Source organism: Streptomyces sp. NPDC004788 (assembly GCF_053601115.1).
On record NZ_JBSGBF010000005.1, the window covers coordinates 14038 to 40523 of the forward strand.

A 26486-nucleotide genomic window follows, 5' to 3' on the forward strand; every position below is an offset into this window, starting at 1 on the left:
CCCCGGTCTCGGTGGACAAGATGGTCATGGCCCGCCCCACCTGCGGTTACCTACCCTTCGACCCATGACCCCTCATGTCGAACCCGACCCCCAGGCCGGTGCTGCCGTCAAGGCCGCCGACCGCGCGCACGTGTTCCACTCCTGGTCCGCCCAGGGCCTGATCGACCCGCTCGCCGTCGCCGGCGCCGAGGGTTCGTACTTCTGGGACTACGACGGCAACCGCTACCTCGACTTCACCAGCGGCCTCGTCTACACCAACATCGGCTACCAGCACCCCAAGGTCGTCGCCGCGATCCAGGAGCAGGCCGGGAAGCTCGCGACCTTCGCGCCCGCCTTCGCCGTGGACGTGCGCTCGGAGGCCGCTCGCCTCATCGCCGAGCGCACGCCGGGCGACCTGGACAAGATCTTCTTCACCAACGGCGGCGCCGAGGCCGTCGAGAACGCCGTCCGCATGGCCCGGCTGCACACCGGCCGTACGAAGGTGCTCTCGGCCTACCGCTCGTACCACGGCGCCACCTCCACCGCGATCAACCTGACCGGTGACCCGCGCCGCTGGGCCTCCGACACGGCCTCGGCCGGCGTGGTCCACTTCTGGGCGCCGTTCCTCTACCGCTCGCCGTTCTACGCCACCACCGAGGCGGAGGAGTGCCAGCGCGCGCTCCAGCACCTCGAGGACACCATCGCCTTCGAGGGCCCGGCGACCGTCGCCGCGATCATCCTGGAGACCGTGCCGGGCACGGCCGGCATCATGACCCCGCCGCCCGGCTACCTGAACGGCGTGCGCGAGATCTGCGACAAGTACGGGATCGTCTTCATCCTCGACGAGGTGATGGCGGGCTTCGGCCGCACCGGCAAGTGGTTCGCCTCCGAGCACTTCGACGTCGTGCCCGACCTGATGACCTTCGCCAAGGGCGTGAACTCCGGGTACGTGCCGCTGGGCGGCGTCGCCATCAGCGCGGAGATCGCCGCGACCTTCGACACCCGCCCGTACCCCGGCGGTCTGACCTACTCCGGGCACCCGCTGGCCTGCGCCGCCGCCGTCGCCACCATCAACGTGATGGCGGAGGAGAAGGTCGTCGAGCACGCCGCCCACATCGGCGAGACGGTCCTCGGCCCCGGCCTGCGCGAGCTGGCGGAGCGCCACCCGTCGGTCGGCGAGGTCCGCGGCATGGGCGTCTTCTGGGCGCTCGACCTGGTCAAGAACAAGGAGACGCGCGAGCCGCTCGTCCCGTACAACGCGGCCGGCGAGGCCAACGCGCCGATGGCCGCCTTCGGCGCCGCGGCGAAGAAGAACGGCCTGTGGCCGTTCATCAACATGAACCGCACCCACGCCGTCCCCGCCTGCAACGTCAGCGAGGCGGAGGCCAAGGAGGGCCTGGCCGCCCTGGACGCGGCGCTGAGCGTCGCCGACGAGCACACGGTGTGACCTCAAGGGAGTGACACCACCGTGATCGGCCCCCTCCCCACCCTGGACTAGGGTGTCCCGGAACCGGACGGACCGGACGGAGGGGGCCGATCACATGCCCGCGAGCGGAGCTGTCACCCGCAACACCCTGCGACAGCAGATCGCGGACGCGCTGCGTGACGAAGTCCTCGCTGGGCGTCTCCAGCCGGGCGAGGAGTTCACGGTCAAGCAGATCGCCGAGCAGTACGGCGTCTCCGCGACGCCCGTGCGCGAGGCCCTCGTCGACCTCTGCGCGCAGGGGCTGCTCGACTCCGACCAGCACCGCGGCTTCCGGGTGCACGAGTTCTCGGTCGACGACTACCGGGGCATGGTCGAGGCCCGCATGCTCGTCGTGGACGGCATCTTCCGCCGGAAGACGCCCTCCCCCGAGCCGCCCGCCGCGCCCTCCTCCGAGCCGCCCGCCGCGCCCTCCCCCGAGCCGCCCGCCGACGCCGCCGCGCCCTCCTCCGAGCCCGACCTCACCTACGGCGTCACCCTCGTCTCCATACGCCGCCGGGGCGAGGCCGCCGCCCGCGCCGCCCGGGCCGGGGACCTGGACGTCCTCATCGGCTACGACATCCGCTATTGGCGCGAGCTGGGCCGGCTCGTCGCCGCCAACGACTACATCGCCGACTTCCTGCACCGGCTGCGCGTCCAGGCGTGGGTCTTCTCGGTCCCGTACCTGCGCTCCGACCGCGATCTGGTCGGCTGGCTGTGGAGCGGCCACGTCGAGCTGGTCGACGCGATCACGCGCGGTGACGCGGACGGCGCGGTGGCGGTCGTACGGGACTACAACGCGCGGTCGCTGGAGTGGGCGGACCGGCTGGAAGCGCGCTCCCGGCGTACGGGTTGAGACGTACGGGTTGACGGGCGGCCCGGGCGGGCAGGCACCCAGCGGGTAGGCGGGGCCGCGCGGCCCCACTAACCTGGCCACCCCTGCAACTGACGGAGAGCGAGCCTCCCTTGGCCTGTGACCTGTGGCTGGTCCCCCTCGTCGACGTGCTGTGCCACAGCGCCGACAACCCCTTCGCCGAAGAGATAGCCACCTTCGACCAGGCCCTGACCGAGGCCGGCCTGCCCACCGTGCCCGTCTACGCCTACATGCCGGGGCTGACCGGCGACGTCGCCCCGGTCGCGGGCTTCGACTACGAGGCCCTGCACTTCCTGCGCCGCGCCTATCTGCTGCAGATGTGCGGGCTGCCCGTCGAACCGGTCGGCGAGCTCGGCGGGGACTACGAGCAGCTCCTGGAGATGTTCGAGGCGACCGCCCAGCAGTCGCACCTGGTGTGGCACTACGACCACGCCGGCGCCTACGTGCCGGTCGACTTCCCCGTACCGCTCTCCAACGACGAGCTCCTGGAGGGCGGGGGTCCGCTCGGCTCCTCGCACGGGCTCCTGCGGGAGCTGGAGTTCGTCGCGCCTTCGATCGGCATCGACCCGGCGAACCCGCCGGCCGCGCCCGCGCCCCCGGACCGGCCCACCAGCCTGGAGGAGCCCGCCGCCCCGGCCCCGTACCAGGACGACAGCCCCTTCGCCCGGGAGCGGCACGTCTGGCTGGGGCTGCACGCGGCGGCGACCCGCAGCCTGGCACAGGGCTCGATGATCATCCTCAGCTAGTACGGGCCCTCGGAGGGCGGTGGCGTACGGCGCTCAGCGCGGCTCCGGCGGGCGCTGGCGCGGCATGTTGGGCCGGGTGCCCGGCGGCAGCGGGAAGCGGCCCGAGGGGTGGCCGCCCTCGGGGCGGGCGCCCGGGGGCGTGCCGACGGCCTGCAGGGCCAGCGGCGCCGGGCCGGAGCGGAACTCGACCATCCAGTCCGTGGTCTCCGCCCGTACCAGCTCCGTCACGTCCTCCGAGAAGCGGCGCAGGATGCCCAGACAGCGCTCGGCGGCCTCGCTGGCCGTGCCCTCCGTCGGGCCGAGCACCTCGCGCACGCTCTCCGAGGCCCAGTCGAACTGGAGCGCCTGGAGCCGGCGCTGCACGGCCTGCGCGGTGGCCACGTTCCTTATCCAGCCCGACGTGATGCCGAAGTACCGGTCGCAGGCGAGGCAGGCGGCGCCGAGGAGCAGCGAGAGATAGCCCCAGCCGGCCAGGCCGTCGGCGACCCGGGCCAGATCGAGCAGCGGCAGCGCGGCGCCCGCGATCGCGCCGAGGGCCGTGCCGACGCGCAGGAGGCGGGCGCAGCGCCGCTTCCAGACGCGGTCGGAGAGGTACCACTCGGCGGTGCGCAGCGCGTTCGACTCCACCCAGCGGTAGAGCTCGTCGAGGCGCTCGGCGGGCTCGCCCCAGTCGCCCAGCGGGAAGGGCGCCCCGGTCAGGTCCGGGGCTCGGTCGCCGAACCGGTCGCCGTTCCGGCCTCTGCGCCCGGCTCCGCCCCTGTCTCCGCTCCTGTCTCCGATCCGGTCTCCGGCCCGGTCGCGGTGCGCGGCCGGGCCTGCGGGCTCGCCGGAGTTGCCCGGGCCTTCGGGGTTCCCCGGCTGCGGCTGCATGTCCGGCTGCTGGCTCACCGGGGGACTCCTCTGTTCAGCTCAGCGCTCGTGTCCTTCTGTGACGTGCGGTGCACGTGGTGCCTGCCCTTCCTACCGCCGAATGGTGGGCTGTGGGCCCGGAATCCCGGGATTTCCGCCCGCAAGAGGGTGTTGATCAGGTAGAGGAGCCCGCAGTTTCTCACTCGAAAGAGTTGCGTCGGCGTGGGGGTCGACGACCACGTAGGCTCGTTTTCACCAAGTTCCGAAACCTGAGGAGTGACCGTGATCCCCGGTGGTGGCCAGCCCAACATGCAGCAGCTCCTCCAGCAGGCCCAGAAGATGCAGCAGGACCTCGCCCGCGCCCAGGCGGAGCTCGCGGCGACCGAGGTCGACGGGCAGGCGGGCGGCGGCCTGGTCAAGGCCACCGTGACCGGCTCGGGCGAGCTGCGCGGCCTTGTGATCGACCCGAAGGCGGTCGACCCGGAGGACACCGAGACCCTGGCCGACCTGATCGTGGCCGCCGTCAAGGCCGCCAACGACAACGCGCAGCAGCTCCAGCAGCAGAAGCTGGGCCCGCTGGCGCAGGGCCTGGGCGGCGGCGGCCTGCCGGGCCTGGGCTTCTGAGACCGGTCCCCGGCCCGGGCTGCTGAGCCCCGGCCCCGGCCTGGTCTCCGAGGCCCGGCCCCGGCTCGGTCCGAGACCGGCCCGGCCTGGTTTCCGAGGCCCGGCTCCGCCATCCCTCCGGGTCTTCGACCCGTACATCTTCTGTGGCCGGATTCCAGCCACTACCGTAAGAATCAAGCACTTCCGAGAAGGGCGCCGGCATTGTACGAAGGCGTGGTTCAGGACCTCATCGACGAACTGGGCAGGCTGCCCGGCGTCGGTCCCAAGAGCGCCCAGCGGATCGCCTTCCACATCCTGCAGGCCGAGCCGACCGATGTGCGGCGGCTCGCCCAGGCGCTTCTGGAAGTGAAGGAGAAGGTCCGGTTCTGCGCGGTCTGCGGAAACGTCGCGCAGCAGGAGCAGTGCAACATCTGCCGTGACCCGCGCCGCGACCAGACCGTGATCTGCGTGGTCGAGGAGCCGAAGGACGTCGTGGCGATCGAGCGGACCCGCGAGTTCCGCGGCCGCTACCACGTGCTCGGCGGCGCGATCAGCCCGATCGAGGGCGTCGGCCCGGACGACCTGCGGATCCGCGAGCTGCTGGCGCGGCTCGCGGACGGCACGGTCACCGAGCTGATCCTGGCCACCGACCCGAACCTGGAGGGCGAGGCCACCGCGACGTACCTGGCGCGGATGATCAAGCCCATGGGTCTGAAGGTGACGCGGCTCGCGAGCGGTCTGCCGGTCGGCGGCGACCTGGAGTACGCCGACGAGGTCACCCTGGGGCGTGCCTTCGAGGGGCGGCGACTGCTAGATGTATGACGACGACCGAGTCCGTGCGCACGACGCCGCACTCTCAGAGAGGCTCCTCGATGTCTGACGCCACGCTGCACTCCATCACCCAGGACCCGGACGACTTCGCGGTGCAGGTCGCGGACTCGATCGAGAGCTTCATCGTCGCCACGACGGAGGTCGCCAAGGGCGACGAGCCGGACAGCGCGGTGCCCTTCCTGCTCCTGGAGGTCTCGCAGCTGCTGCTCGCCGGCGGGCGGCTCGGCGCGCACGCGGACATCGTCCCGGACGAGCAGTACGAGCCGGACGCGGGGCCGGACGTGGACGTGGACGACCTGCGCGAGCGGTTCGCGGTCATGCTGGAGCCGGTGGACGTGTTCTCCGAGGTCTTCGACCCGTACGAGCCGCGCAAGGCGCCCGTACCGGCCCGGATCTCCGACAACCTCGCCGACATCGTCACCGACCTGCGGCACGGCCTCGCCCACTACCGGGCGGGCCGGACCAGCGAGGCGCTGTGGTGGTGGCAGTTCTCGTACTTCTCGAACTGGGGCCCCACCGCCTCCGCCACCCTGCGCGCCCTCCAGTCCCTGGTGGCGCACGTCCGGCTCGACCAGCCCCTCGCCGACCTGGCGGGCCTCGACACGGACGAGGACCTGACGGAGGACGCCCTCGCGGAGGAGGCGGGCCGCGTGATGGCGGAGGAGCTGGGCGGCTTCGGCCGCCACGGGGGCTGACGGACGTACGGGATACGCGTACGGGTACGCGTACGAGCAGGCGTGCCGGGTACGCGCGGGCGGTCGGCGTCCGGGCCGCCCGCGTGCGTCCTACAGGCGGCCCGCCTCGACGATCCGGCTCAGGAACCGGCGCGTGCGGTCGTGCGTCGGCGCGCCGAAGACCTCGGCCGACGTGCCGCGCTCCAGGACGACCCCGTTCTCCAGGAAGCAGACCTGGTCGGCGACCTCGCGGGCGAAGCCCATCTCGTGGGTGGCGATGACCATCGTCATGCCCTCCTCCTTGAGGTCCCGCACGACGTTCAGGACCTCGCCGACCAGCTCCGGGTCGAGCGCCGCCGTCACCTCGTCGAGCAGCAGCAGCCGCGGCCGGTTCGCGAGCGCGCGGGCGATCGCCACGCGCTGCTGCTGACCGCCGCTGAGCCGGTCCGGGTACTCGCCCGCCTTGGCGCCGAGCCCGAGCCGGTCGAGCAGCTCGCGCGCCCGCTCCTCGGCGGCCCGGCGCTCAGCCTTGTGGACGCGGCGCGGGGCGAGCGTGATGTTGTCGAGCACGCTCATGTGCGGGAAGAGGTTGTACGCCTGGAAGACCACGCCGATGCGGCGCCGCACGGCGTCGGCGTCGGCGCGCGGGTCGGTGATGTCCTCGCCGTCCAGGAAGATCGCGCCGTCGTCGATCTCCTCCAGCAGGTTGGCGCACTTGAGGAGGGTCGACTTCCCGGAGCCGGAGGCGCCGATGAGGACGGTGACCGAGTGCTGCGGTACGGCGAGGTCGACATCGCGCAGGACGACGGTCCGGGCGGCGCCGTGGCCGTACGTCTTGCGGACCGACTCCAGGCGGAGGACGGGCGTCTGCGTCATACCGTGCCTCCCTGCGACTGGCGGCGGTTCATCCGTGCCGTGACCCAGTCCGTGAACCGGGTCATCGGGATCGTGAGCGCGACGAAGACCAGGGCGGCGACGGTGTACGGCGTGAAGTTGAAGGTCTTGCCCGCCAGGATCTGCGCCGCGTACACGGCGTCGACCGCACCGCCGATGGAGACCAGGCCGGTGTCCTTCTGGAGCGAGACCAGGTCGTTGAGCAGCGGCGGCACGACCCGGCGTACGGCCTGCGGCAGCACCACGTACCGCACGGTCTGCGCGCTCGACAGACCGAGCGAGCGGGCGGCGGCGCGCTGGCTGGGATGGACGCTCTCGATGCCCGCCCGGAAGACCTCGGCCGTGTACGCCGAGTACGTGAGGACGATCGCCGCACCGCCGAGGACGACCGGGTCGGCCGGCACGCCCTGGAGGCGCAGCGCGGGCACGCCGAAGATGATGGCCAGCAGGCAGATGACCAGCGGCAGGCCGCGGAAGAAGTCCACGTACGCGGTGGCCAGGGCGCGGAGCGGGAAGAACGCCGGGCCGCGGACGGTGCGGGCGAGGGCGATCAGCAGGCCGAGGACGAGGGCGGCGGGCCCGCAGACGGCGAGCAGGCCGAGGTTGAGCCAGAGACCGTCGATGACCTGGGGGAGGGCCTGGCGGGCGTACTCCGCGCTGAAGAAGGTCTCCTTCACGCGCGGCCAGCCGGGGGAACCGGTGATGCCGAAATAGAGCACCGCCAGGGTGACGGCGGTGCTCAGGGCGGCGACGGCCGTCGCGCGGCGGGTGCGGGAGCGCTTGTAGCGCTCGCGCTCGATCCGGCGCTGCGACGGCCTGTACATCTCGCCCGGGGTGTCCTCCTGGGGCGAGTCCTCCTTCGTGACGGTCACTTCAGCACCGGCGCGCCGGCCGCCTCGGACAGCCACTGCTTCTCGATCGCGGCGAGCGTGCCGTCCTTGCGCAGCGCGTCCACGGCCTGGGAGACGCAGGAGGTCAGCGCGGAGCCCTTGTCGAGGACCAGGCCGAACTGCTCCTTGGCGCCACCGGTGGTCTCGAACTGGCCGACGACCTTCGCCTCGGGGACCTCGGCGCCGGTGATGTAGAACGCGGTCGGCAGGTCCACGACGATCGCGTCGACCTGGCCGTTCTTGAGCGCGGCCTTGGCGAGGTCGTTCTTCTGGAAGACGGCGGGCTGCTGCTCCGGCTTGATCTGCTGGTTGATCACGTCGAGGCTGGTGGTGCCGACCTGTGCGCCGAGCTTGGCGCCCTTGAGGTCGGCGAGGGTGGTCGCCTTCGCGGCCTTGGAGCTCTTGAGCGCGATGACGGCCTGGCGGACGTCGTAGTAGCCGGAGGACAGGTCCACGGCCTTGCGGCGGTCCTCGTTGATCGACACCTGGTTGACGTCGAAGTCGAAGCTCTTCTCGCCAGGCGCGAAGGCGTTGTTGAACGCGACCTTCTGCCAGACCACGTCACCCTTCGCGAAGCCGAGCTTCTGCCCGACCGCGTAGGCGACGGCGGACTCGTAACCCTTGCCGTTGGCCGGGTCGTCGTCCTGGAACCAGGGCGCGTAGGCGGGCGTGTCGGTGCCGACCGTCAGCTTGCCCTTCGCCTTCGTGGCGAGCGCGTCCTTCGCGCAGGAGGCGGGCGCGCCGCTCTGGGCGGGCTTGCCGCCGGCCGCCTGATCCTGGTGGGCCTCGGGCTGGGGCGCGCACGCGGACGCGGCGAGGGCGACGAGGACGGAGGCCGTGGCGAGCGTGGCGGTGTGACGTGGGCGCATGGCGGGAGAGTGGCACTCGGCCGGGCATCTGTCCAGGTCACGCGCGTGTGGTCTCGTATGCCGAAACGTTTGTGACGGCGGTGTTGCGGCCTCTCCGCGGCCTCCCTGCGGCCTCCCGCGGCTTCTCTGTGGCACCTCACGACGGGGCCCGCAGGCCCCGAGTGATCACCGGTGATCACTCCGTGAGCAGCAAATCTCATCATTCGATATCACCGTGGCGTTTTTCCGCTGCTCGTTAGACTGAGCCGACCGCAGTGAGAAGCTGCGGCAACGACTGAGCGAGGAGCGCACGTGGGCCTTGTCGTGCAGAAGTACGGAGGCTCCTCCGTTGCCGATGCCGAAGGCATCAAGCGCGTCGCCAAGCGAATCGTGGAAGCCAAGAAGAACGGCCACCAGGTGGTCGTCGTGGTCTCCGCGATGGGCGACACGACGGACGAGCTGATCGATCTCGCCGAGCAGGTATCCCCGATGCCGGCCGGCCGTGAGTTCGACATGCTGCTGACCGCCGGAGAGCGGATCTCCATGGCCCTGCTGGCCATGGCGATCAAAAACCTGGGCCACGAGGCCCAGTCGTTCACCGGCAGCCAGGCGGGTGTCATCACCGACTCGGTCCACAACAAAGCGCGCATCATCGATGTCACGCCGGGCCGCATCCGCACCGCGCTCGACGAGGGCAACATCGCCATCGTCGCCGGTTTCCAGGGCGTGTCCGCGGACAAGAAGGACATCACCACGCTGGGCCGCGGCGGCTCCGACACGACCGCCGTCGCCCTGGCCGCCGCGCTCGACGCCGAGGTCTGCGAGATCTACACGGACGTCGACGGCGTCTTCACCGCCGACCCGCGCGTGGTGAAGAAGGCGAAGAAGATCGACTGGATCTCCTTCGAGGACATGCTGGAGCTCGCCGCCTCCGGCTCCAAGGTGCTGCTGCACCGGTGCGTCGAGTACGCACGCCGCTACAACATCCCGATCCACGTCCGCTCCTCCTTCTCGGGGCTGCAGGGCACGTGGGTCAGCAACGAACCGACAGGGGATCTGAAGGTGGAGCAGGCCATCATCTCCGGTGTCGCGCACGACACCTCCGAGGCCAAGATCACGGTCGTCGGCGTGCCGGACAAGCCGGGCGAGGCCGCGGCCATCTTCCGTGCCGTCGCCGACGCCGAGATCAACATCGACATGATCGTGCAGAACGTGTCCGCCGCCTCCACCGGGCTCACGGACATCTCCTTCACCCTCCCCAAGTCCGAGGGCCGCAAGGCCATCGACGCCCTGGAGAAGACGAAGACCACGATCGGCTTCGACTCGCTCCGCTACGACGACCAGATCGGCAAGATCTCCCTGGTCGGCGCCGGCATGAAGACGAACCCGGGCGTCACCGCGGACTTCTTCAAGGCGCTGTCGGACGCGGGCGTCAACATCGAGCTGATCTCCACCTCCGAGATCCGCATCTCGGTCGTCACCCGCGCCGACGACGTCAACGAGGCCGTCCGCGCCGTCCACACCGCCTTCGGTCTGGACAGCGACTCCGACGAGGCCGTGGTCTACGGCGGCACCGGCCGCTGATCACGGTACGGATCCTCCGATGAGCGGCAAGCCGACGCTCGCGGTCGTGGGAGCGACCGGGGCCGTCGGCGCCGTGCTGCTCCGGATGCTCACGCACCACGCGGACGTCTGGGGCGAGATCCGACTCCTCGCCTCCGCCCGTTCGGCCGGCCGCAGGCTGGCCGTGCGGGAGGAGGCGAGCGAGGTCCTCGTGCTGAGCGAGGAGAACCTGGAGGGCGTCGACGTCGCCCTCTTCCTCGTGCCCGACGCCGTCGCGGCGCGCTGGGCGCCGATCGCCGCCGCCAAGGGCACGGTGGTCGTGGACACCTCCGCGGCGTTCCGGGCCGACCCCGACGTGCCGCTCGTGGTCCCCGAGATCAACGCGCGCGCCGTACGGATGCGGCCGCGCGGCATCGTCGCGAGCCCCGGCTGCTCCACCCTGGCGCTGATCGTCGCCGTGGGCGCCCTGCACGCCGAGTACGGGCTCGCCGAGCTCGTCGTCACCGTGCAGCAGGCCGCGAGCGGCGCCGGCCGGGCGGGCACCGCCGCGCTGCGCCACCAGCTGGCCGTCGTCACCGGCAGCGAGCTGGGCACGCACCCCGGCGACGTGCGCCGGGCGGTCGGCGACGCCACCGGCCCCTTCTCCGGACCGCTCGCCCTCAACGTGCTGCCCTGGTCGGGCGAGCTCGCCGCCGACGGCTGGTCCACCGAGGAGCTGGCCGTCCGCGAGGAGGCCCGCAAGGTCCTCGACCTGCCCGGGCTGCGGGTCGCCGCGACCTGCGTCCGGGTCCCGGTGGTGGCCGGGCACTCCGTCTCCGTGCACGCCCGCTTCGAGAAGCCCGTCACCGTCGCCCGCGCGCACGAGATCCTCGCCACCTCTCCCGGTGTGGTGCTGTACGACGATCCCGGCGCCGGCGACTTCCCGACGCCCGCCGACGTCGTGGGCACCGACCCCAGCTGGGTCGGCCGGGTGCGGCGCTCGCCGGACGACACCCGGGCCCTGGACCTCTTCGTGTGCGCGGACAACCTGCGCAAGGGTGCCGCGCTCAACGCCGTCCAGATCGCGGAGTCGATCGTGGGGACGATCTCAACTTTGTAGGATCTGTGAACGCCTTGTGAGCAATTCGGCGTCGGCGGCCTCTTGATCAGGTCAGATGTCCTGGACGACGATGCTGTTCCCTCCCCGCTGCAACCAGCGGTCGGGCGGGAGCGTCTTCGCGTGCACCCAGGACCAGCCATGTGACGCGAAGCACGCCGAGAGCGGGGCATCGGGGAGAACGGGTACGCATGAGGGCAAACGACGCACCGTCAAAAACGGTGGCGTACGCGTACAACCCTGACGGGGGGAAGCGTGTCCAACAGGCGTGGCAGAGGTACTCGACATCGCGGCGGTCATCCCGCTGCACGGCACCGGGGTGCGACCGCTCAGGCGGCCGCGCCCGGTCGGCGGCATGCCGGTGATCGCGCCCGTGCCCCTCAAACCCCGCCCCCTGCGGCCCACCCGTCCCGGCGATCAGACCCCGGGTCAGACCGCCGGTCAGACCGCCGGTCAGAGCACCGGCAGCGCCGGTCAGAGTGCCGCCCAGGGCACCCCGCCGTCGACCGTGAGCGGTATTCCGGCGCCCCGCGGGGGCGCTGACGACGCGATGGCTGCCGGCACCACCGTCGACCACCTCACCGAGACCTACCGCGCCCACTACCGGTCGCTGCTCGGTCTCGCCGCGCTGCTCCTCGACGACACCGCCTCCTGCGAGGACGTCGTGCAGGAGGCGTTCATCCGGGTCCACTCGGCCCGCAACCGGGTCCGCGACCCCGAGAAGACCCTGGCCTACCTGCGCCAGACCGTCGTCAACCTCTCCCGCTCCGCGCTGCGCCGTCGCATCCTCGGCCTCAAGCTGCTCTCGAAGCCCATGCCGGACATGGCGAGCGCGGAGGAGGGCGCGTACGACCAGCTGGAGCGCGACGCGCTGATCAAGGCCATGCGCGGGCTCCAGCGACGCCAGCGCGAGGTCCTGGTGCTGCGCTACTTCGCGGACATGACGGAGGCCCAGGTCGCCGAGACCCTCGGCATATCGCTCGGCTCGGTGAAGGCGTACGGCTCCCGCGGCATCGCGGCCCTGCGCGTCGCCATGGAGGCCACGTCATGAGCGGCGGGCGGCATGATGGGCGCGACGGTGACCGGGACGACCTGAGTGGATTCGGTTTGGTGAACGAAGCGCCGGAGGACGGGGCGGTCGGGTCCGGGGCCACGGACGGCTCCCTCGACGAGCTCGCGTTGCGGCGGCTGTTCCAGGGGGCGGTGTCCGGGATCGAGCCGTCCACGGACGCGCTCGACCACCTGCGCCGGGCCGTGCCCGCACGCCGGGCCCGCAAGCGGCAGGCCGTGGTCGGCATGGCCGCGGCGATCGTCCTCGTCGGCACGGCCGTGCCGGCCCTCGTGCACGTCGCCTCGTCGGACGGCATCAGCACCGACAAGGCCGTCAACGCCGGGCACGGCGAGCAGGCCCAGGGCGGCACCGGAACCGAGACCGGCATCGAGGGCGGCCAGAAGACCGCCGCCCCGTCCCCCGGGGCCACCGCGACCGGTCAGGGCGGCGCCGAGGGCACCACGGGCAGGCCGCCCGCCGCCACGGCGCCCGGCACGGGCGTCGGCAGCGGCGCCAAGCCCACGCCGTCCGTCGCCCCGGACGCCCCGCCGGCCTGTCTGGCCGGCCAGCTCGGCGTCGTCTCGGCCCAGGCCGGCGCGCCGGACGAGTCCGGGAAGGTCTACGGCACCTTCCGCATCGCCAACGTCTCGCCGCGCGACTGCCTGGTCGGCGGCGCCGGGAAGATCACCTTCGAGGCGCACGGTGCGGCCGACCGGACGAAGATCGCGGTGGTGGAACACACCGCGGGCGACGCGGCCGGCGGACTGCCCGACCCCGCCCAGGAGTCGCCGCAGCTGCTGCTCACCCCGGACAACGCGTACGAGGTGAAGTTCGCCTGGGTGCCCAGCGAGACCTGCCCGACCACCGGCACCACCCCGACGCCGACCCCGACCGACCCGACGAGCGGCGGCTCGACCACCGGCGGCACCACCACCGGCGGTTCGGGCGCCGAGCCGTCGGCCAACACGCCCGACACCCAGACGACGGACGGCGCCACGGCCGACGGCAGCATCGCCGTGACGCACACGGCGGACCCGGGCGGCCCGGTGGCCGAGACGACCATCCCCAACGCCTGCGCGGGCACGATCTACCGGACCGGGGTCCTGGACGCCTCCTGAGGCGCCCGGGACCGGCGGCGCCGGTTCAGAGCCCGAGGGCCGCGTCCCGCTGGGTCTCCACCTCGCGGCGGACGAGGCGGAACCACATGAAGACCACGAAGCCCGCGAAGACGAACCACTCGGCCGTGTAGCCGAGGTTCTGGAACGCCTTCATGTCCAGGCTCGTGCCCGCGGCGGCGGCCGCCGGCACGGGCTTGAGCCCGGCGGGGGAGTCGGTGAGCGTGATCCAGGCGTCGTAGACGTCGTCCGGCACCACGTTCACCAGCGACGCGGCGCTGATCAGGCCGAGCTGCCCGGCGGGCAGCCCGCCCGTCGTGCGGACGCCCTTGGTTCCCGGGCCTTCCGAGGCCTGGAGCGCGCCGGTGACGGTGACCGGGCCGGCCGGCGGGGCCGGCGCCGTGGCGCCCGCGGGCAGCCAGCCGCGGACCACCGGCAGCGCCTTGCCGTCGTCCGTCTTCAGGAGCGTGAGGACGTACGAGCCGGTGCGGCCGTCCAGTTCCCGGTCAGGGACCAGGAACTGCTCCCCGTACCGCCCGTCGGCCCGCGCGATGCGACCCGAGGTCTCCTTGTCCACGGGCAGCAGCGCGTCCAGCGCCTCGGCCTTCTGCGTCGCCGGGTCGGGGCGCCGCTCGGCCTCCTCGTGGGAGGCGACACGGTCCTCGAACCTGCCCAGCTGCCAGGTCCCCATGAACACGCAGAACGGGATGGCGAGGAGGACGAAGACGTTGATCCCCCACCAGCGGGGCGTTCTCAGGAACCGGTACACACCCCCACGGTACGGGGGGCGGCTCAGCCCACCTCCTTCCGGGGTCCGGAAGGCCCGGGCGTCCCCAGGTGCCGGGCCGCGAAGGCGAGATCGAGCGCCACCTGCTTGATCCGCTCGTCCACGACCAGCGAGCCGTGCCCCGCGTCGTACCGGTACACCTCGTGCACCGCGCCCCGGGCGGCGAGCCGGTCCACGTAGTTGTCGATCTGGCGGATCGGGCAGCGCGGGTCGTTGACGCCGGCCGTGATGTGCACCGGGGCCCGGACCGCGTCCACGTACGTCAGCGGCGACGAGGCCGCGAACCGCTCCGGGACCTCCTCGGGCGAGCCGCCGAGCAGCGTGCGGTCGAGTGCCTTGAGGGCCTCCATCTCGTCCTCGTACGCCGTCACGTAGTCGGCGACGGGCACCGCGGCCAGGCCCAGCGCCCAGGCGTCCGGCTGGGTGCCGAGGCCGAGCAGGGTGAGGTAGCCGCCCCAGGAGCCGCCGGCCAGGATCAGCTTCGCCGGGTCGGCGAGGCCGCTGGCCACCGCCCACTCGCGGACCGCCGCGATGTCCTCCAGCTCGATCAGACCGACCCGGTGCTTCAGCGCGTCCGTCCACTCCCGGCCGTAGCCGGTCGAGCCGCGGTAGTTGACCCGCACCACCGCGTAGCCGTGGTCGAGCCAGGCCGCCGGGCCGGAGGCGAAGGCGTCGCTGTCGTGCCAGGTGGGGCCGCCGTGCACCTCGAAGATCGTCGGGAACGGCCCCTCGCCCTGCGCCGGGCGCTGCACCAGGGCGTGCACCCGGCCGCCGGGACCGTCCACCCACACGTCCTCCACCGGCAGCGACGGCGGCGCCTTCGGGCCGGGCGGGTCGAGGACGACCGAGCCGTCCGTGGAGCGCACCACCGGCGGCTGGGCCGCCGAGGACCACAGGTACTCCACGGTGCCGTCCGGGCGGGCCGTCGCACTCGACACCGTGCCCGCCGGGGTCTCCACCCGGACCAGGGCGCCGGTCGCGATGTCGTACCGCCACAGCTCGCTGCGGGCCTCGAAGCCGTGCACGATCAGCAGGCCCGAGCCGTCCGGGAACCACTCCGCCGACACGTCGCCCGGCAGGTCGAGCCGCAGGTCGGTCTCGGTGCCCGTGGCCACGTCCCACAGCATCGGCTCCCAGCGGCCGCGCCGCTGGTGCCCGACGAGCAGCCGGGTGTCGCCGGCCACCGGTGCGAAGCCGAGGACGGTCAGGCCCAGCTCCTCCGTACCGCCCTTGGTGTCGTCCAGCTCGGCCACCACGGCCGAGGAGCCGGACGCCGAGGAGACGGGCGCGGAGGAGGCGGACGCGGAGGAGCCGGGCACGGAGGATCCGTGCCCGGAGGAGCCGGACGACGCATCGGCGGCGGCATCCGCTGCGGCGTCGGCGCGCAGCACACGGATCGCCGAGTGCATCGCGTCCCCGTGCTCGGTGTGCTCGATCGCGATCAGGGAGCCGTCGTACGACAGGTCGCCGACCCCGGCCGACTCACGGTGCCGGTAGATCTCCACCGGCTCGGTCGCGCCCGGCCGCAGCAGGTGCACGGTCGAGCCGTCCTCGTCCGTGGAGCGGCCCACCACGACCGTGCCCTCCCGGCCGAGGGCCAGGCCGGCCGGGTAGGAGGCGTCGAGCCCGGGCACCGCGGGCTCGTCCGCGCCCCCCTCGAAGGGCTGGCGCATCCACACGCCGAACTCGTCGCCGTCGGTGTCCGCGAACCACCAGATCCACCGGCCGTCCGGGCTGAGCGTGCCGTCCGTCGTCCCGTTCGGCCGGTCGGTCACCTGGCGCTGCGCGCCCGTCGCCCGGTCCCACGCGTACAGCTCGAACGTCCCCGTCGCGTTCGACACGAACAGCGAGCGGTCCGGGGCCTCCTCCGCCCACTCGGGCAGCGAGACCCGCGGCGCGCGGAACCGCTGCTCCCAGGCCGGGGCGCCGGCGAAGTCCGTAGGCCTGCTCGGTTCGGTGCTCGGTTCAGTGCTCTGGTCAGTGCTCTCGGTCATGGAGCCATGATGCTCCGCGCCGCCGACAAATCGTTCGCCTCGCCCCCAACCTGTGGATAACCTCGCGGGCATGTACGCACCGACCCCCGACGACTGGCACGAGGCCAACCGCGCACGCTGGGACGAGCGGGTGCCGATCCACGTCGCCAGCGACTTCTACGGCCTCGACGACTTCCGGGCCGGCAAGGACGCGCTGCGCGACTTCGAGCTCGCGGAGGTCGGCGACGTCACCGGCCGCTCGCTGCTCCACCTCCAGTGCCACATCGGCCTGGACACCCTGTCCTGGGCCCGCCACGGTGCCGCGCGCGTCGTCGGCCTCGACTTCTCCGAGCCGGCCGTCGAGACCGCGCGCTCGCTCGCCGCCGACCTCGGACTGACGCCCGAGCGGGCCGCGTTCGTCGCCGCCGACGCGTACGACGCCGCCACGGCGGTGCCGGACTCCGCGTACGACATCGTCTACACCGGCGGCGGAGCGCTGAACTGGCTGCCCGACCTTGACCGCTGGGCCGAGACGGCCGCCTCGCTCGTCGCGCCCGGCGGCTTCCTCTACGTCGCCGAGTTCCACCCCATCACCGACTCCTTCGACGACGAGACCGCCACGCGGCTGGTCAACGACTACTTCGTGCGCGAGCCGTGGGTGGACACCTCGTCCGGCACCTACGCCGACCTGGACGCCGCCACCATCCAGAACCGCAGCGTGGAATGGGTGCACCCGGTCGGCGAGGTGGTCACGGCCCTCGCCAAGGCGGGGCTGCGCATCGAGTTCCTGCACGAGCACGACGTGACGCTGTACCCGCGCTTCGCCTCGCTCGAGCGGCAGGACGACGGCTACTACCGCTTCCCGGCCGACCGGCCGCGGATCCCGCTGATGTACTCCATCAAGGCGTCGAAGGCCCGGCAGCCGGCCCGGTGGACGGCGTCAGCCTGATCACGGCGCGCCCGCCCGCCAGATCCACCGTGGAGCGGTGCGGCGGGGCGCCGTCCTCCTCGTCGTCACGCAGCACGAGGGAGCTCTGCCGCTCCTTCAGCTCGTTCTGCTTGCCCGGCGAGAAGGTGGCGTGCAGCTGCTCGAAGCCGGTCGCGGAGACCTGGCCGGTCCGCTTCCCGCGGCCGGTGGCGCGCAGGATCTGATCGCCGAACGCGAGCAGCGTCAGCAGGATGACGAGCCCGGGCAGCGTCACGAACACGGCGAATCCCATGCCGCCATTGTGCCCGGGGCCCGGAAACGGAGGATTCCGTCGGCCTGTCAGAGGCCATGTCTACGATTGCGGAATGGAGTTCGCCTTCGTCGTAGCAGCAGTGTTCCTCCTGCTCTTCGGGGCCGGTGTGCTGCGCGACCGGCGCCGCTTCAGCAACGCCGTGTATCTCGGTCTGGCCGTCACCTTCCTCGGCCTCGGCCTGCTCGCCGGCATCGACGACGCCCCACCCGGCGTCGGCGAGACGGTGATGGTCGTCGTGCTGCTCGTGCTGGCGCTCGGCCCGGTCGTGCTGGCCGGACTGCTGTGCGCGAACGGCGTGAAGATGGTCCGCAAGGAGGGCAGACGCCCCGCGAACCTGCTGGCGCTGCTCGCCGGGCTCGGCATGTTCGGCGTGATGGTGCTGATGGCGGTCGCGTTCGTGACCCGCTCGGTGCGGCTCGGCGTGGTCGTCGGCACGCTCCTGCTCGTCCTCGGCTATGTCTCCTTCCTCTTCCTCTGCTTCATCGGCTACGCCTTCCTCTACGGCCGGATGGGCATCCGCCGCGACGCCGACTACGTCGTCGTGCTCGGCTCCGGCCTGATAGGCGGGAGCCGGGTGCCGCCGCTGCTCGCGAGCCGCCTGGATCGGGGCCGGCAGGTGTACGAGAAGCTCGCCGAGCTCCGTGAGGTGGACCGCCCGCCGGTGCTCATCACCTCCGGCGGCCAGGGGCCCGACGAGCAGCTCCCCGAGTCGCACGCGATGGCCGACTACCTCGTCGAGCGCGGCTTCCCGGCGGACCGGGTCGTGCGCGAGGACCGCTCGCGCACGACCGAGGAGAACATGCTGTTCAGCCGCGAGCTGATGGAGGCGGAGCGGCCCGGGGCCGAGTGCGTGATCGTCACCAACAACTTCCACGCCTTCCGGGCCGCGCTGCTCGCCCGGAAGACGGGCGTGAAGGGCCAGGTGGTGGGCTCGCCCACCGCCGCGTACTTCTGGCCGAGCGCCACGATCCGCGAGTTCGCCGCCGTGTTCCTCCAGTACAAGGCGGTCAACCTGGGGATCTGCGGGGCGCTGATGCTCATGGGCGCCCTGGCCCTCGCCGCCACTTCCTGACCCGGTCCCGACCGGCAGGGAGTACTACCGCAGGTCGGATGGCGTGGGCCGTCCTACGCTGGAGGAGGCCGATACGGGCGGAGGCGACGTCATGAGAGCTCGGCACCACTTCCATATCGAGTACCGGGGCCACTCGGTGAGCGCCACCGTCCAGACCGGGCACCGGCCGGTCGTCGAGATCCTGGTCGACGGCAAGGAGACGGGCCACGCGACGACCGAACACGACCGTCCGGTGACGCTCCACATCGAGCTGCCGACCGAGCCTCCGACGCCGGTCACCGTGCGGGCGACCCCGGGCCCGGGTGTGCCGCGCTGCCTGCTGCTCGGGCCGGAGGAGCAGGAGCCGCATGTGATGGCCCCGCGTATCTACTGATCCCGGCACCTATCCCAGTACCGATCCCGGCACCTATCCCAGTACCGATCCCGGCACCTATCCCAGTACCGATCCCGGCACTAATCCAGGCACTGTTCCCGCCACTGATTCCTGATGGATCTTCTCCGCCCGGTCAGCTGAGCCAGGCCATCCCGATCAGCAGGAAGACGACGAAGGCGACGGCCCCGGCGACGGCCGCGGTACGGCGCGGGCGACGCCGTGAGATGGCCGCGATCGGGTTCTCGGCGGGCGCGGCCGCGCGCCGCGAACGGGGTCCGGGCGAGGAGGGGCCGGGGGCCGGTCTCGGAGGCGCGGAGTGCGGTGCCGAGTGCGGTGCGGAGTGCGGTGCGGACCGCGGTGCCGAATGCTGTGCGGGGTTCGGCACGGGCTGGGGACGCTGCAAGGGCTGGGAATGCGGCGCGGGCTGGGTTCGCGGCGCCGGCTGGGAATGCGGCACGGGTACGGCCTGCGGCAGCGGCTGCGGCTGGTCGCGCCACGAGCCGGAGGCGAACCAGTCGGCGATGGCCTGGGCCGGCGGCCGCTGCTCCGGCTGCTTGGCGAGCAGTGTGAGCAGGAAGTCCTCGAAGGCAACCGGTATCGGCACGCCGAACTGCCGCGGCGGCGCCGGAGCGGTGTCGATGTGCTGGTAGAGCAGCGCGGTCGCGGTGTCGGCACGGAACGGCGGCTGGCCGGTGAGCAGTTGGTAGAGCACGCAGCCGAGCGAGTAGACGTCCGAGGCGGGCGAGGCAGGCTGCCCCAGGGCCCGCTCCGGCGCCAGATAGAGCCCCGTGCCGACGATCTGGCCGGTCGTGGTGAGCGCGGCCGACGGATCGTCGACGAAGCGCGCGATGCCGAAGTCGGCCAGCTTGACGGTGCCGTGGGAGTCCATGAGCAGGTTGCCGGGCTTGATGTCACGGTGCACCACACCCTGCCGGTGCGCCGCCGCGAGGCCCGCCGCCGCGTGCGCGGCGACGGTCGCGACCTGCTCGGCGGAGTACACCGTCGAGTGGTTCCGGTCGCCGGCGAGGCTGTCGCCGTCGACCAACTCCATGACGAGGTACAGCTTTCCGTCCCAGGTGCCGAAGTCGAAGACGCCGACGACGTGCGGGTGGCTCAGCCGTGCCGCGGTCTGCGCCTCCAGCCGGAACCGGTCGGCCGCCGACGGGTCGTGCTCGTGACCCAGCATCAGCTTCACGGCCACGTCGCGCCCGAGCACCTCGTCGGTCGCCCGCCAGACCTCGCCCATGCCGCCACGTCCGACGCACACCTGGAGCCGATATCGGTCCGCGACCAGCACCTGAGACCCACCCTTCTCTTGATGACTCATCGTAGAGCGGGTTATCCGTGGAGTTTCCTCAAGCCCCGCGCTTGGGGAAGCCGTGGGTGCGCGCGCCGACGACCACGAGCAGCACCGGCACCAGGAGCAGCAGCACGCTCCACGGGAAGGACGCCGGGCCGAGGGTGTCGAGGAGGACGCCGCCGGTCACGCCGCCGCCCGCCATCAGAGTGTTCCAGACGGTGACGAGCAGGGCCTGGCCCCGGTCGCCGCCCGCGTCGGTGACCGCCGTCTGCAGCAGGGTGGCGAGCCCGCCCCAGCCGAGGCCCCACAGCACCATGGAGCCGTAGACGACGACCGGGTGGTCCGCGAAGGGGATCAGGAGCACGGCGGCGAGCAGGAACAGGACCGTGCTGCCGATGGTGAGTTCGCGCAGCCTGCGATCGATCAGAGCGCCGGTGACGAGGATGATCGCCATCGACGCGAGGCCGAACACCAGGAGGACGCCGTCGCGTTGGCCGCCCATGCCGTACACGTCGAGGAACGAGGCGATGTACGTGTAGAAGGTGTTGTGCGCCAGTACGCAGGCGGCGACGACGAACAGCACGGCGGCGACGCCCGGCAGCCGGACGGCCCGCAGGATGGGCTCGCGGCGGCCCGGCCGCTGACCCGGGTGGTCCGGGACCGACACGAGGATCCACCCCAGCAGGAGCACCGACACCAGGGTGACGAGCCCGAAGGTCACCCGCCAGCCGACCAGCGAGCCGAGGAAGGTGCCCGCCGGGATGCCCAGGGAGAGGGCGAGTGGGATGCCCGCCATGGCGATGGCGATCGCCCGGCCGGCGAGGCGGGGCGGGGCGAGCCGGCGGGCGTAGACGACGAGTTCGGCCCAGACGGCGGCCGAGGCGACCCCGGCGACCAGCCGGAACGCCATGGTCAGCGGATAGCTGGCGGAGAGGGCGGTGACGGTGTTGGCGACGGCGAACACCGCCACGGCCGTCACGAGCAGCCGCTTGCGCCGCCAGCCGGCGGTGAGAGCGGCCAGTGGCACGGCCGCGAGCCCGGAGGCGAGCGCGTACACGGTCAGCGCCTGCCCGGCCGCCGACTCGCCGACGGACAGGCCGCGGGCCATCTCGGGCAGGACGCCGGCGGGCAGCGCCTCGGTGAGGATCACCACGAAGGCGGCGGTGGCGAGGGCGAGCAGGGGTGAGAGAGGGAGCTTCTGGTCCGTGTCGACAGGACGTTTCGAGGTACGGGTCGACGTACGAGTCCAGCTACGAGTCGAGGTCGTGGTCGTCATGCCCGACATCGTTAAAGATTCACATTGATGTGAGGGTCAAGCCGAGCGCCGAGCCGAGCGCCGAGCCGAGCGCCAAGGCGAGCGCCAAGCCGACGGTCACGCGGGCATCCACGCACTGACGCAGACGGCGTACGGGGACGTCGTCGTACGGGTCGGGAAGCCGTACGCCGTGAGCGCGGCCGCCGTCCGGGCGGCGGCCTGCGTCGAGCGGTCGGCCGGCCCCCCGCCGTACCCGAAGAACAGGTGCAGCGCCCCGCCGGGCACCAGCACGCGCTCCAGGACGGCGAGCTCGCGGTCCGGCGAGCGGGTCCAGAACACGTTGACGTTGAAGGCGAACACCGCGTTGAACTCGTGCCGTTCGGCCAGGTCGAGCAGGGGCAGCGTGCGGACCTCCGCCCGCCCGGCGGCGATCTGCCCGGCGAGCCGGCGGCGCGCCAGGGCGGTGGCCCTGGCGGAGCGGTCGATCGCCACGATCCGTCCGCCGCCGCCGGAGAGCCGCTCGCACACGAGCGCGGCGGCCGCGCCGTTGCCGCAGCCGATCTCCAGGACGCGGTCGTCGGGCCTCAGATCGAGGACCGTCAGCGCCCAGGCGAAACGCGGGGGAATCGCAGCCATGCGGCCACCTTACGGCGGCGGCCCGCGGCGGAGACACCGGAAGGAATCCGTCAGGCCCGGCCTGTTCCCCTTCACGACACCCTGGCATCGCGGACTGTTCACGGCCCGCTCCTAGCGTCGCTGACACCCGGCTCTTCCGGGTGCGTCGCGCCCGGCACACGACGGGGCCGGGGAGTGACGCCCAGCGTCTAGGAGCATCCGCATGCGCAGATCCGTCAGGATCCTGACGGTCGTCGCCACGACCGGCGCCCTCGCCGCCGGCAGCGCCGTGGCGGCCAACTCGGCGCCCCAGCACGGGGGCAAGGGCAACGAGATACGCAACGTCATCTACCTGCTCGGCGACGGCATGGGCCGCACCCACGTCACCGCCGCCCGTGAGCGGTACTACGGCGCCACCGGCAAGCTGAACATGGAGCGGCTGCCGAACTACGGCGCGGTCGCCACGTACGCCGTCGAGAAGGGCAGCGACCAGCCCTCGCTGGTCACCGACTCCGCCAGCTCGGCCACCGCCTGGTCGACGGGCCGGAAGACGTACAACGCCGCCATCAGCGTCGACGCCTACGAGAAGAAGATGGCGACCCTGATGGAGCAGGCCCACCAGGCCGGCTTCGCCACGGGCAATGTCTCCACCGCCGAGGTCACCGACGCGACCCCGGCCGCGCAGTACAGCCACGCGCTGCTGCGCGGCTGCCAGGGCCCGGTCTACTCGGACGCCTCCTGCCTGCCGAAGAAGGCCGACGGCACCTTCGAGGACAAGCCGGCCGACCAGACCCTGATCACGCCGATCGCCGAGCAGATCGCCCGCAACGGCACCGCCGACGTCATCCTCGGCGGCGGCCTGGCCCGCTTCGAGCCGGACGACCAGAAGGCGCTGCAGGCGCAGGGCTACCAGGTCCTCGGCAGCTTCGGCGACCCGGCACTGCCCGCGCAGACCGCCGCCACCCAGAAGGTCGCCACCAAGGCCGACCTGGCCGACGTCAAGCGCGGCAAGGTCGTCGGCCTGTTCAACCGCGGCAACCTGACCGTCGAGCAGGCCAAGGCCAAGCTGCCGGCCGACGCGCCGCAGCGGCAGGAGCCGACCCTCGCAGAGATGACCAAGAAGTCCATCTCCCTGCTCGACGGCCGCTCCAAGAAGGGCTTCCTCCTCCAGATCGAGGGCGCCCAGATCGACAAGCGCTCGCACGCCAACGACGCGGCGCAGACCCTCGGTGAGATCAAGGCGTTCGACGACGCCGTGCAGGCCGCCGTCGACTTCGCCAAGAAGGACGGCCACACCCTGGTCGTCGTGACGGCGGACCACGAGTGCGCCGGCTTCAACATCATCGAGAAGGGCACCTTCACCAACGCCGAGGCGGCCGCCCCGCCGGCCAACACCGACGCGGGCAACCCGGCGAACAACTCCACGCCGTCGCGTTCCTCCTCGGCCAACGTCAAGGACCCGGCCCGCTCCTCCGGCATCGTCAACGGCGCCGGCGCGAACGACCCGAAGAACTTCGGCCCGGCCACCTTCCGCACCCCGGACGACCCGGCGGACGTGCAGGACGGCAGCCCCGAGGCCAGCCTCTGGCTGTCCTACCTGTCCGGCAACCACACCGGCGCCGACGTCCCGATCTACGCGTACGGTCCGGGCGGCAAGCGCTTCGCCGTCAGCCAGAACAACGTCGAGCTGTACGGCAAGATGTACCGCTCGCTGTTCGGCACGGCTCCGCGCAACGACTGAGCCCGTTCGCGGGGCCGGGGCGCGTCCCACGCGGAGCGCCCCGGCCCCGCGCCTCGTCTTCGCAGGTCCCCACCCTCCCCGGAGTTCGCCGATGAGCCCGCTCACCCGCACCACCAAGGCCGCCGTGCTCGGCCTCCTCGCCCCGGCCGCCCTGCTCGCGACGCTCACCGCCTGCGGCGGCCCCTCGGCGGACGCCGGGCGGGACGCGGCCCCCGAGTCCCGGCCGACCGCCACAGCGGCCGCCCAGGTCACCTTCCCCGCCCCGCGCACCGCCCCGCCCGCCGCGCCGACCCTCTCCCCGGCCCCCGCCAAGGGCGAAGTCCGCGTCGAACAGGGCCCCTTCACCGACCGCGTCCGCCTCACCCGCCTGGCGCTCACGTCCGCTGCCGCCGAGCGGCGGGTCACCGGCCACCTGGCCATCACCTCCGACGTCAGCGACGTCCTGGCCCTCGAACTCCGCGCCGCCTACTACGACGCGCACGGCCGCCTCCTCGGCACCGGCTCCTTCCAGTACCAGGAGGAGGGCGAGGACGCGCACGGCACCGATCACCACGACGGCCCGCGCGCCACCGGTGACGGCATCGACTTCACCATCCCGGCGAAGGGCCTCACGGGGACGCCGGCGGCCGCGGTGGTCTCCGTACCGGTACTGGTCAACGAGTAGCCCCTGAAAACCGTTTGGCGGCCGACGGCACCGCTGCTACTTTTCCGGAAGCCGTGCAAGAGAACGAGGAGGTGGTACCCGTGAACGCAGTATCGACATGGGTGCTCCCCTCCGGGGTCACGGTCGGGCGATAGGTCGTCGTCCGGGAGCGCCGTTTCACGAGCCCTCCCGAAAGGCACGACCATGCACTTCACTTCTGAGCAGCGCTTCGACGACGGCGTCCTCGAGCGCGAATTCACCCTGGGCGAGATCCCCGGCCTCCTGTGGACGCCCGGATCCGCGTCCGCACCCGCACACGGATCCGCGTCCGCACCCGCACCCGGATCCGTGTCCGCATCCGCACCCGCGCCCGGATCCGTATCCGCGTCCGCACCGGCTCCGCTGATCCTGATCGGTCTCCCCCCTCTCGGACTGCACAAGGTGTACTCCCGGGTGGCCGAGCGGGCCCGTTATTACGCGGCGGAGTACGGCTTCGCCTCGGCGACCATCGAGCTCCCCGGAAGCGGCGCGCGGCCCCGTCTGGCCGCCCTCGAACAGGCCCGGGCCGACCTGCGCCGGGCGATGCAGGCCGGCGAGCCGATCGGCGACGAGATCGTCGCCCCCCTCGTCCTCCCGCTGGTCGACCTGGCGGTCCCGGAGTGGCGGGCCACCCTGGACGCCCTCCTGGAGCTGCCCGAGATCGGCGGCCCGGTCGCGTACGAGGGCGGAGTGATCTCCATCGGCATTCGCCTGGCGGCGGTCGAGCCCCGCATCGCGGCCGCCGCCCTCTTCGCCGGGAGTTTCGTGCCCGCCGCCATGTTCGAGGAGGCCCGCCGGGTCACCGTTCCGCTGCAGGTCCTGCTGCAGTGGGACGACGAAGCGAACGACCGGCAGGCGGCCCTGGACCTCTTCGACGCCTTCGGCTCCAAGGAGAAGACCCTGCACGCCAATCTCGGCGGCCACACCGGCGTCCCGCAGTTCGAGGTCGACGCCGGAGCCCGGTTCTTCACCCGTCACCTGAAGTGACACCGGGCCGTTCGCGGGCCTGATCGCCCGCCCCGCAAGCGGTCGAGGCGACTGCCACCACGGTGGCGGTCGCCGGCATCCGCCGCGGCCGGACACGCGGGGAGCGACAGCCACGCGACGTGGGCCCGCAGACACAGACAGGTGAGGCCGGTACTGAATCCAGTACCGGCCTCACCTGCTGTTTCGGCTGTCGGGGTGGCGGGATTTGAACCCACGACCTCTTCGTCCCGAACGAAGCGCGCTGCCAAGCTGCGCTACACCCCGATGTCGCTGTTTCGGTCTTCCCTCGCGGCGACATCGATTACTTTAGCCCACCCGCGCCCAGAGACGAAATCCGGTTCTCGCGGCCCGCCACCGCAGGTCGGAAGCGGTCGGCCGTGACGAGAGCGAGGCCGAGGCCGTAGAAGACGAGACCCAGGACGAGCGCGTTGACGAGGACGCCGGGGTAGCCGTGCGCGGGGACGTCCAGGAAGGGGTACGGGTAGCGGGTCGGGGTGTCGGGGGAGACAAGGGCGCCGCGGGTGAGGGCGAAGGCGAAGTAGGCCGCGGGGGCCGCGAGCCACTGGGCGGCGTGGCGCCACCGGAGGGCGGCCGGGCGGGTGAGGAGGAGCCAGTCGAGGAGCACGCCGATCGGGGTGACGGTGTGCAGGAGCTGGTTGGCGACGGCCCGGGCGCCGGTGAGGCGGGCGAGGGCGTCGACCGCGTTGAACTCGCTCGACGCGTTGTCCAGGACCAGGTGGAAGACGAGCCCGACGACGGTGATGCAGAGGAGCACCCCGCCCGTCCACAGCGGTGGGAGCGGTGGCTCGCGCCGCCATGCCCGCACGGCGCCCAGGCCGAGGACGACGGCGACGGCGGTGTTCGACCAGACCGTGAAGAAGCTGAAGACGACGAGGGGGCTGCCCTCGACGCACTCGAGCACGATGCCGGTCGCCGCGGCCAGGGCGATCAGCGTGCGGAAGACGGCAGTGAGGCGATACGGCAT

General features: G+C 72.2%; 27 protein-coding genes and 1 tRNA gene. 16 read left to right on the forward strand and 12 right to left on the reverse strand.

Annotated features, from left to right (window positions below; all coding sequences use genetic code 11):
* Positions 1-64 precede the first annotated feature (64 nt).
* From ACWEJX_RS04170 to ACWEJX_RS04180, 3 genes are all read left to right on the forward strand, one after another.
* Complete coding sequence (locus ACWEJX_RS04170) at positions 65-1426, forward strand: aminotransferase class III-fold pyridoxal phosphate-dependent enzyme (RefSeq protein ID WP_451605990.1); 1362 nt, start codon at positions 65-67, stop codon at positions 1424-1426.
* A 94-nt stretch (positions 1427-1520) separates the two neighbouring features.
* Entirely contained in the window at positions 1521-2297 is a 777-nt protein-coding gene (locus ACWEJX_RS04175) for a GntR family transcriptional regulator (protein ID WP_451605991.1), read from the forward strand.
* 110 nt (positions 2298-2407) lie between these two features.
* The gene (locus ACWEJX_RS04180; RefSeq protein WP_451605992.1) at positions 2408-3061 is read left to right on the forward strand and encodes a hypothetical protein; all 654 of its coding nucleotides are present in this window, start codon (positions 2408-2410) and stop codon (positions 3059-3061) included.
* A gap of 33 nt (positions 3062-3094) precedes the next feature.
* Here the strand turns inward: ACWEJX_RS04180 and ACWEJX_RS04185 are convergent, their stop codons facing one another.
* Entirely contained in the window at positions 3095-3931 is an 837-nt protein-coding gene (locus ACWEJX_RS04185; protein ID WP_451606116.1) for an SLATT domain-containing protein, read from the reverse strand.
* A 261-nt stretch (positions 3932-4192) separates the two neighbouring features.
* On the opposite strand from ACWEJX_RS04185, the gene ACWEJX_RS04190 reads away from it, so the two are divergent.
* The 3 genes from ACWEJX_RS04190 to ACWEJX_RS04200 all read left to right on the forward strand — a co-directional run bounded on the left by ACWEJX_RS04190 (position 4193) and on the right by ACWEJX_RS04200 (position 6039).
* Positions 4193-4534 carry a YbaB/EbfC family nucleoid-associated protein gene (locus tag ACWEJX_RS04190; protein WP_403793926.1) on the forward strand — a complete coding sequence of 114 codons (342 nt, stop codon included), beginning with the start codon at positions 4193-4195 and terminating at the stop codon, positions 4532-4534.
* 201 nt (positions 4535-4735) lie between these two features.
* Positions 4736-5335: a recombination mediator RecR gene (recR, locus tag ACWEJX_RS04195; RefSeq protein WP_265865201.1), complete on the forward strand. Its 600-nt coding sequence runs from the start codon at positions 4736-4738 to the stop codon at positions 5333-5335.
* Positions 5336-5385: 50 nt separating this feature from the next.
* The gene (locus ACWEJX_RS04200) at positions 5386-6039 is read left to right on the forward strand and encodes a DUF5063 domain-containing protein (protein ID WP_451605993.1); all 654 of its coding nucleotides are present in this window, start codon (positions 5386-5388) and stop codon (positions 6037-6039) included.
* Between the two features lie 90 nt (positions 6040-6129).
* On the opposite strand, the gene ACWEJX_RS04205 is transcribed toward ACWEJX_RS04200, so the two are convergent.
* Genes ACWEJX_RS04205 through ACWEJX_RS04215 form a run of 3 tightly spaced genes read right to left on the reverse strand, consistent with a single transcriptional unit; the run spans position 6130 to position 8671 of the window.
* A complete protein-coding gene (locus ACWEJX_RS04205) occupies positions 6130-6894 on the reverse strand; it encodes an amino acid ABC transporter ATP-binding protein (protein ID WP_451605994.1) in 765 nt (254 codons plus the stop codon).
* Positions 6891-7736, reverse strand: a complete 846-nt coding sequence (locus ACWEJX_RS04210; RefSeq protein ID WP_451606117.1) for an amino acid ABC transporter permease — start codon at positions 7734-7736, stop codon at positions 6891-6893. Before ACWEJX_RS04210 ends, ACWEJX_RS04205 begins: the two co-directional genes overlap by 4 nt.
* A 44-nt stretch (positions 7737-7780) precedes the next feature.
* The gene (locus ACWEJX_RS04215; protein WP_451605995.1) at positions 7781-8671 is read right to left on the reverse strand and encodes an ABC transporter substrate-binding protein; all 891 of its coding nucleotides are present in this window, start codon (positions 8669-8671) and stop codon (positions 7781-7783) included.
* A 291-nt stretch (positions 8672-8962) separates the two neighbouring features.
* On the opposite strand from ACWEJX_RS04215, the gene ACWEJX_RS04220 reads away from it, so the two are divergent.
* The 4 genes from ACWEJX_RS04220 (at position 8963) to ACWEJX_RS04235 (ending at position 13478) form a co-directional block, all read left to right on the forward strand.
* Positions 8963-10234, forward strand: a complete 1272-nt coding sequence (locus ACWEJX_RS04220) for an aspartate kinase (RefSeq protein WP_451605996.1) — start codon at positions 8963-8965, stop codon at positions 10232-10234.
* Between the two features lie 19 nt (positions 10235-10253).
* Positions 10254-11312 carry an aspartate-semialdehyde dehydrogenase gene (locus ACWEJX_RS04225; RefSeq protein WP_451605997.1) on the forward strand — a complete coding sequence of 353 codons (1059 nt, stop codon included), beginning with the start codon at positions 10254-10256 and terminating at the stop codon, positions 11310-11312.
* Positions 11313-11577: 265 nt separating this feature from the next.
* Complete coding sequence (locus ACWEJX_RS04230; protein ID WP_451605998.1) at positions 11578-12360, forward strand: SigE family RNA polymerase sigma factor; 783 nt, start codon at positions 11578-11580, stop codon at positions 12358-12360.
* Between the two features lie 59 nt (positions 12361-12419).
* Positions 12420-13478 carry a hypothetical protein gene (locus ACWEJX_RS04235; RefSeq protein ID WP_451605999.1) on the forward strand — a complete coding sequence of 353 codons (1059 nt, stop codon included), beginning with the start codon at positions 12420-12422 and terminating at the stop codon, positions 13476-13478.
* Positions 13479-13503: 25 nt separating this feature from the next.
* Here the strand turns inward: ACWEJX_RS04235 and ACWEJX_RS04240 are convergent, their stop codons facing one another.
* Together ACWEJX_RS04240 and ACWEJX_RS04245 are read right to left on the reverse strand one after the other, a co-directional pair.
* Entirely contained in the window at positions 13504-14244 is a 741-nt protein-coding gene (locus tag ACWEJX_RS04240; protein ID WP_451606000.1) for an SURF1 family protein, read from the reverse strand.
* A 23-nt stretch (positions 14245-14267) separates the two neighbouring features.
* Positions 14268-16256 carry a prolyl oligopeptidase family serine peptidase gene (locus tag ACWEJX_RS04245; RefSeq protein ID WP_451606001.1) on the reverse strand — a complete coding sequence of 663 codons (1989 nt, stop codon included), beginning with the start codon at positions 16254-16256 and terminating at the stop codon, positions 14268-14270.
* Between the two features lie 70 nt (positions 16257-16326).
* Between ACWEJX_RS04245 and ACWEJX_RS04250 the strand changes: the two genes are divergently transcribed.
* Positions 16327-17184 (forward strand): class I SAM-dependent methyltransferase, encoded by an 858-nt coding sequence (locus ACWEJX_RS04250; protein WP_451606002.1) that lies wholly within the window; start codon positions 16327-16329, stop codon positions 17182-17184.
* Here the strand turns inward: ACWEJX_RS04250 and ACWEJX_RS04255 are convergent.
* A complete protein-coding gene (locus ACWEJX_RS04255) occupies positions 17135-17455 on the reverse strand; it encodes a DUF6191 domain-containing protein (protein ID WP_451606003.1) in 321 nt (106 codons plus the stop codon). The two genes, ACWEJX_RS04250 and ACWEJX_RS04255, sit on opposite strands and share 50 nt — an antisense overlap.
* Positions 17456-17528: 73 nt before the next feature.
* Between ACWEJX_RS04255 and ACWEJX_RS04260 the strand changes: the two genes are divergently transcribed.
* Both ACWEJX_RS04260 and ACWEJX_RS04265 read left to right on the forward strand, forming a co-directional pair.
* Positions 17529-18548: a YdcF family protein gene (locus ACWEJX_RS04260; protein ID WP_451606004.1), complete on the forward strand. Its 1020-nt coding sequence runs from the start codon at positions 17529-17531 to the stop codon at positions 18546-18548.
* Positions 18549-18639: 91 nt separating this feature from the next.
* Positions 18640-18921: a hypothetical protein gene (locus tag ACWEJX_RS04265; protein ID WP_451606005.1), complete on the forward strand. Its 282-nt coding sequence runs from the start codon at positions 18640-18642 to the stop codon at positions 18919-18921.
* Between the two features lie 133 nt (positions 18922-19054).
* Here the strand turns inward: ACWEJX_RS04265 and ACWEJX_RS04270 are convergent, their stop codons facing one another.
* From ACWEJX_RS04270 to ACWEJX_RS04280, 3 genes are all read right to left on the reverse strand, one after another.
* Positions 19055-20218, reverse strand: a complete 1164-nt coding sequence (locus tag ACWEJX_RS04270) for a protein kinase domain-containing protein (protein ID WP_451606006.1) — start codon at positions 20216-20218, stop codon at positions 19055-19057.
* Positions 20219-20276: 58 nt separating this feature from the next.
* Complete coding sequence (locus tag ACWEJX_RS04275; RefSeq protein ID WP_451606007.1) at positions 20277-21497, reverse strand: MFS transporter; 1221 nt, start codon at positions 21495-21497, stop codon at positions 20277-20279.
* Between the two features lie 96 nt (positions 21498-21593).
* Positions 21594-22112, reverse strand: coding sequence for an SAM-dependent methyltransferase (locus ACWEJX_RS04280; protein ID WP_403793896.1), 519 nt, complete (start codon positions 22110-22112; stop codon positions 21594-21596).
* A gap of 202 nt (positions 22113-22314) precedes the next feature.
* Between ACWEJX_RS04280 and ACWEJX_RS04285 the strand changes: the two genes are divergently transcribed.
* The 3 genes from ACWEJX_RS04285 (at position 22315) to ACWEJX_RS04295 (ending at position 25501) form a co-directional block, all read left to right on the forward strand.
* Positions 22315-23832 carry an alkaline phosphatase gene (locus ACWEJX_RS04285; protein WP_451606008.1) on the forward strand — a complete coding sequence of 506 codons (1518 nt, stop codon included), beginning with the start codon at positions 22315-22317 and terminating at the stop codon, positions 23830-23832.
* 91 nt (positions 23833-23923) lie between these two features.
* On the forward strand, positions 23924-24496 hold the full coding sequence (locus tag ACWEJX_RS04290; protein ID WP_451606009.1) for a hypothetical protein: 573 nt from the start codon (positions 23924-23926) through the stop codon (positions 24494-24496).
* Positions 24497-24679: 183 nt separating this feature from the next.
* Positions 24680-25501 (forward strand): alpha/beta hydrolase, encoded by an 822-nt coding sequence (locus tag ACWEJX_RS04295; protein WP_451606010.1) that lies wholly within the window; start codon positions 24680-24682, stop codon positions 25499-25501.
* A 190-nt stretch (positions 25502-25691) separates the two neighbouring features.
* Here the strand turns inward: ACWEJX_RS04295 and ACWEJX_RS04300 are convergent.
* Both ACWEJX_RS04300 and ACWEJX_RS04305 read right to left on the reverse strand, forming a co-directional pair.
* A tRNA-Pro gene (locus tag ACWEJX_RS04300) sits at positions 25692-25765 on the reverse strand.
* Positions 25766-25802: 37 nt separating this feature from the next.
* Positions 25803-26486 carry a Pr6Pr family membrane protein gene (locus tag ACWEJX_RS04305; protein ID WP_451606011.1) on the reverse strand — a complete coding sequence of 228 codons (684 nt, stop codon included), beginning with the start codon at positions 26484-26486 and terminating at the stop codon, positions 25803-25805.

Bases quoted from the DNA above. Each gene is read 5' to 3' on its own strand.
- ACWEJX_RS04170 (WP_451605990.1), top strand. From the start codon at position 65: ATGACCCCTCATGTCGAACCCGACCCCCAGGCCGGTGCTGCCGTCAAG.
- ACWEJX_RS04175 (WP_451605991.1), top strand. From the start codon at position 1,521: ATGCCCGCGAGCGGAGCTGTCACCCGCAACACCCTGCGACAGCAGATC.
- ACWEJX_RS04185 (WP_451606116.1), bottom strand. From the start codon at position 3,931: ATGCAGCCGCAGCCGGGGAACCCCGAAGGCCCGGGCAACTCCGGCGAG.
- ACWEJX_RS04200 (WP_451605993.1), top strand. From the start codon at position 5,386: ATGTCTGACGCCACGCTGCACTCCATCACCCAGGACCCGGACGACTTC.
- ACWEJX_RS04205 (WP_451605994.1), bottom strand. From the start codon at position 6,894: ATGACGCAGACGCCCGTCCTCCGCCTGGAGTCGGTCCGCAAGACGTAC.
- ACWEJX_RS04210 (WP_451606117.1), bottom strand. From the start codon at position 7,736: ATGTACAGGCCGTCGCAGCGCCGGATCGAGCGCGAGCGCTACAAGCGC.
- ACWEJX_RS04215 (WP_451605995.1), bottom strand. From the start codon at position 8,671: ATGCGCCCACGTCACACCGCCACGCTCGCCACGGCCTCCGTCCTCGTC.
- ACWEJX_RS04225 (WP_451605997.1), top strand. From the start codon at position 10,254: ATGAGCGGCAAGCCGACGCTCGCGGTCGTGGGAGCGACCGGGGCCGTC.
- ACWEJX_RS04245 (WP_451606001.1), bottom strand. From the start codon at position 16,256: ATGACCGAGAGCACTGACCAGAGCACTGAACCGAGCACCGAACCGAGC.
- ACWEJX_RS04250 (WP_451606002.1), top strand. From the start codon at position 16,327: ATGTACGCACCGACCCCCGACGACTGGCACGAGGCCAACCGCGCACGC.
- ACWEJX_RS04255 (WP_451606003.1), bottom strand. From the start codon at position 17,455: ATGGGATTCGCCGTGTTCGTGACGCTGCCCGGGCTCGTCATCCTGCTG.
- ACWEJX_RS04260 (WP_451606004.1), top strand. From the start codon at position 17,529: ATGGAGTTCGCCTTCGTCGTAGCAGCAGTGTTCCTCCTGCTCTTCGGG.
- ACWEJX_RS04265 (WP_451606005.1), top strand. From the start codon at position 18,640: ATGAGAGCTCGGCACCACTTCCATATCGAGTACCGGGGCCACTCGGTG.
- ACWEJX_RS04275 (WP_451606007.1), bottom strand. From the start codon at position 21,497: ATGACGACCACGACCTCGACTCGTAGCTGGACTCGTACGTCGACCCGT.
- ACWEJX_RS04280 (WP_403793896.1), bottom strand. From the start codon at position 22,112: ATGGCTGCGATTCCCCCGCGTTTCGCCTGGGCGCTGACGGTCCTCGAT.
- ACWEJX_RS04285 (WP_451606008.1), top strand. From the start codon at position 22,315: ATGCGCAGATCCGTCAGGATCCTGACGGTCGTCGCCACGACCGGCGCC.
- ACWEJX_RS04290 (WP_451606009.1), top strand. From the start codon at position 23,924: ATGAGCCCGCTCACCCGCACCACCAAGGCCGCCGTGCTCGGCCTCCTC.
- ACWEJX_RS04295 (WP_451606010.1), top strand. From the start codon at position 24,680: ATGCACTTCACTTCTGAGCAGCGCTTCGACGACGGCGTCCTCGAGCGC.
- ACWEJX_RS04305 (WP_451606011.1), bottom strand. From the start codon at position 26,486: ATGCCGTATCGCCTCACTGCCGTCTTCCGCACGCTGATCGCCCTGGCC.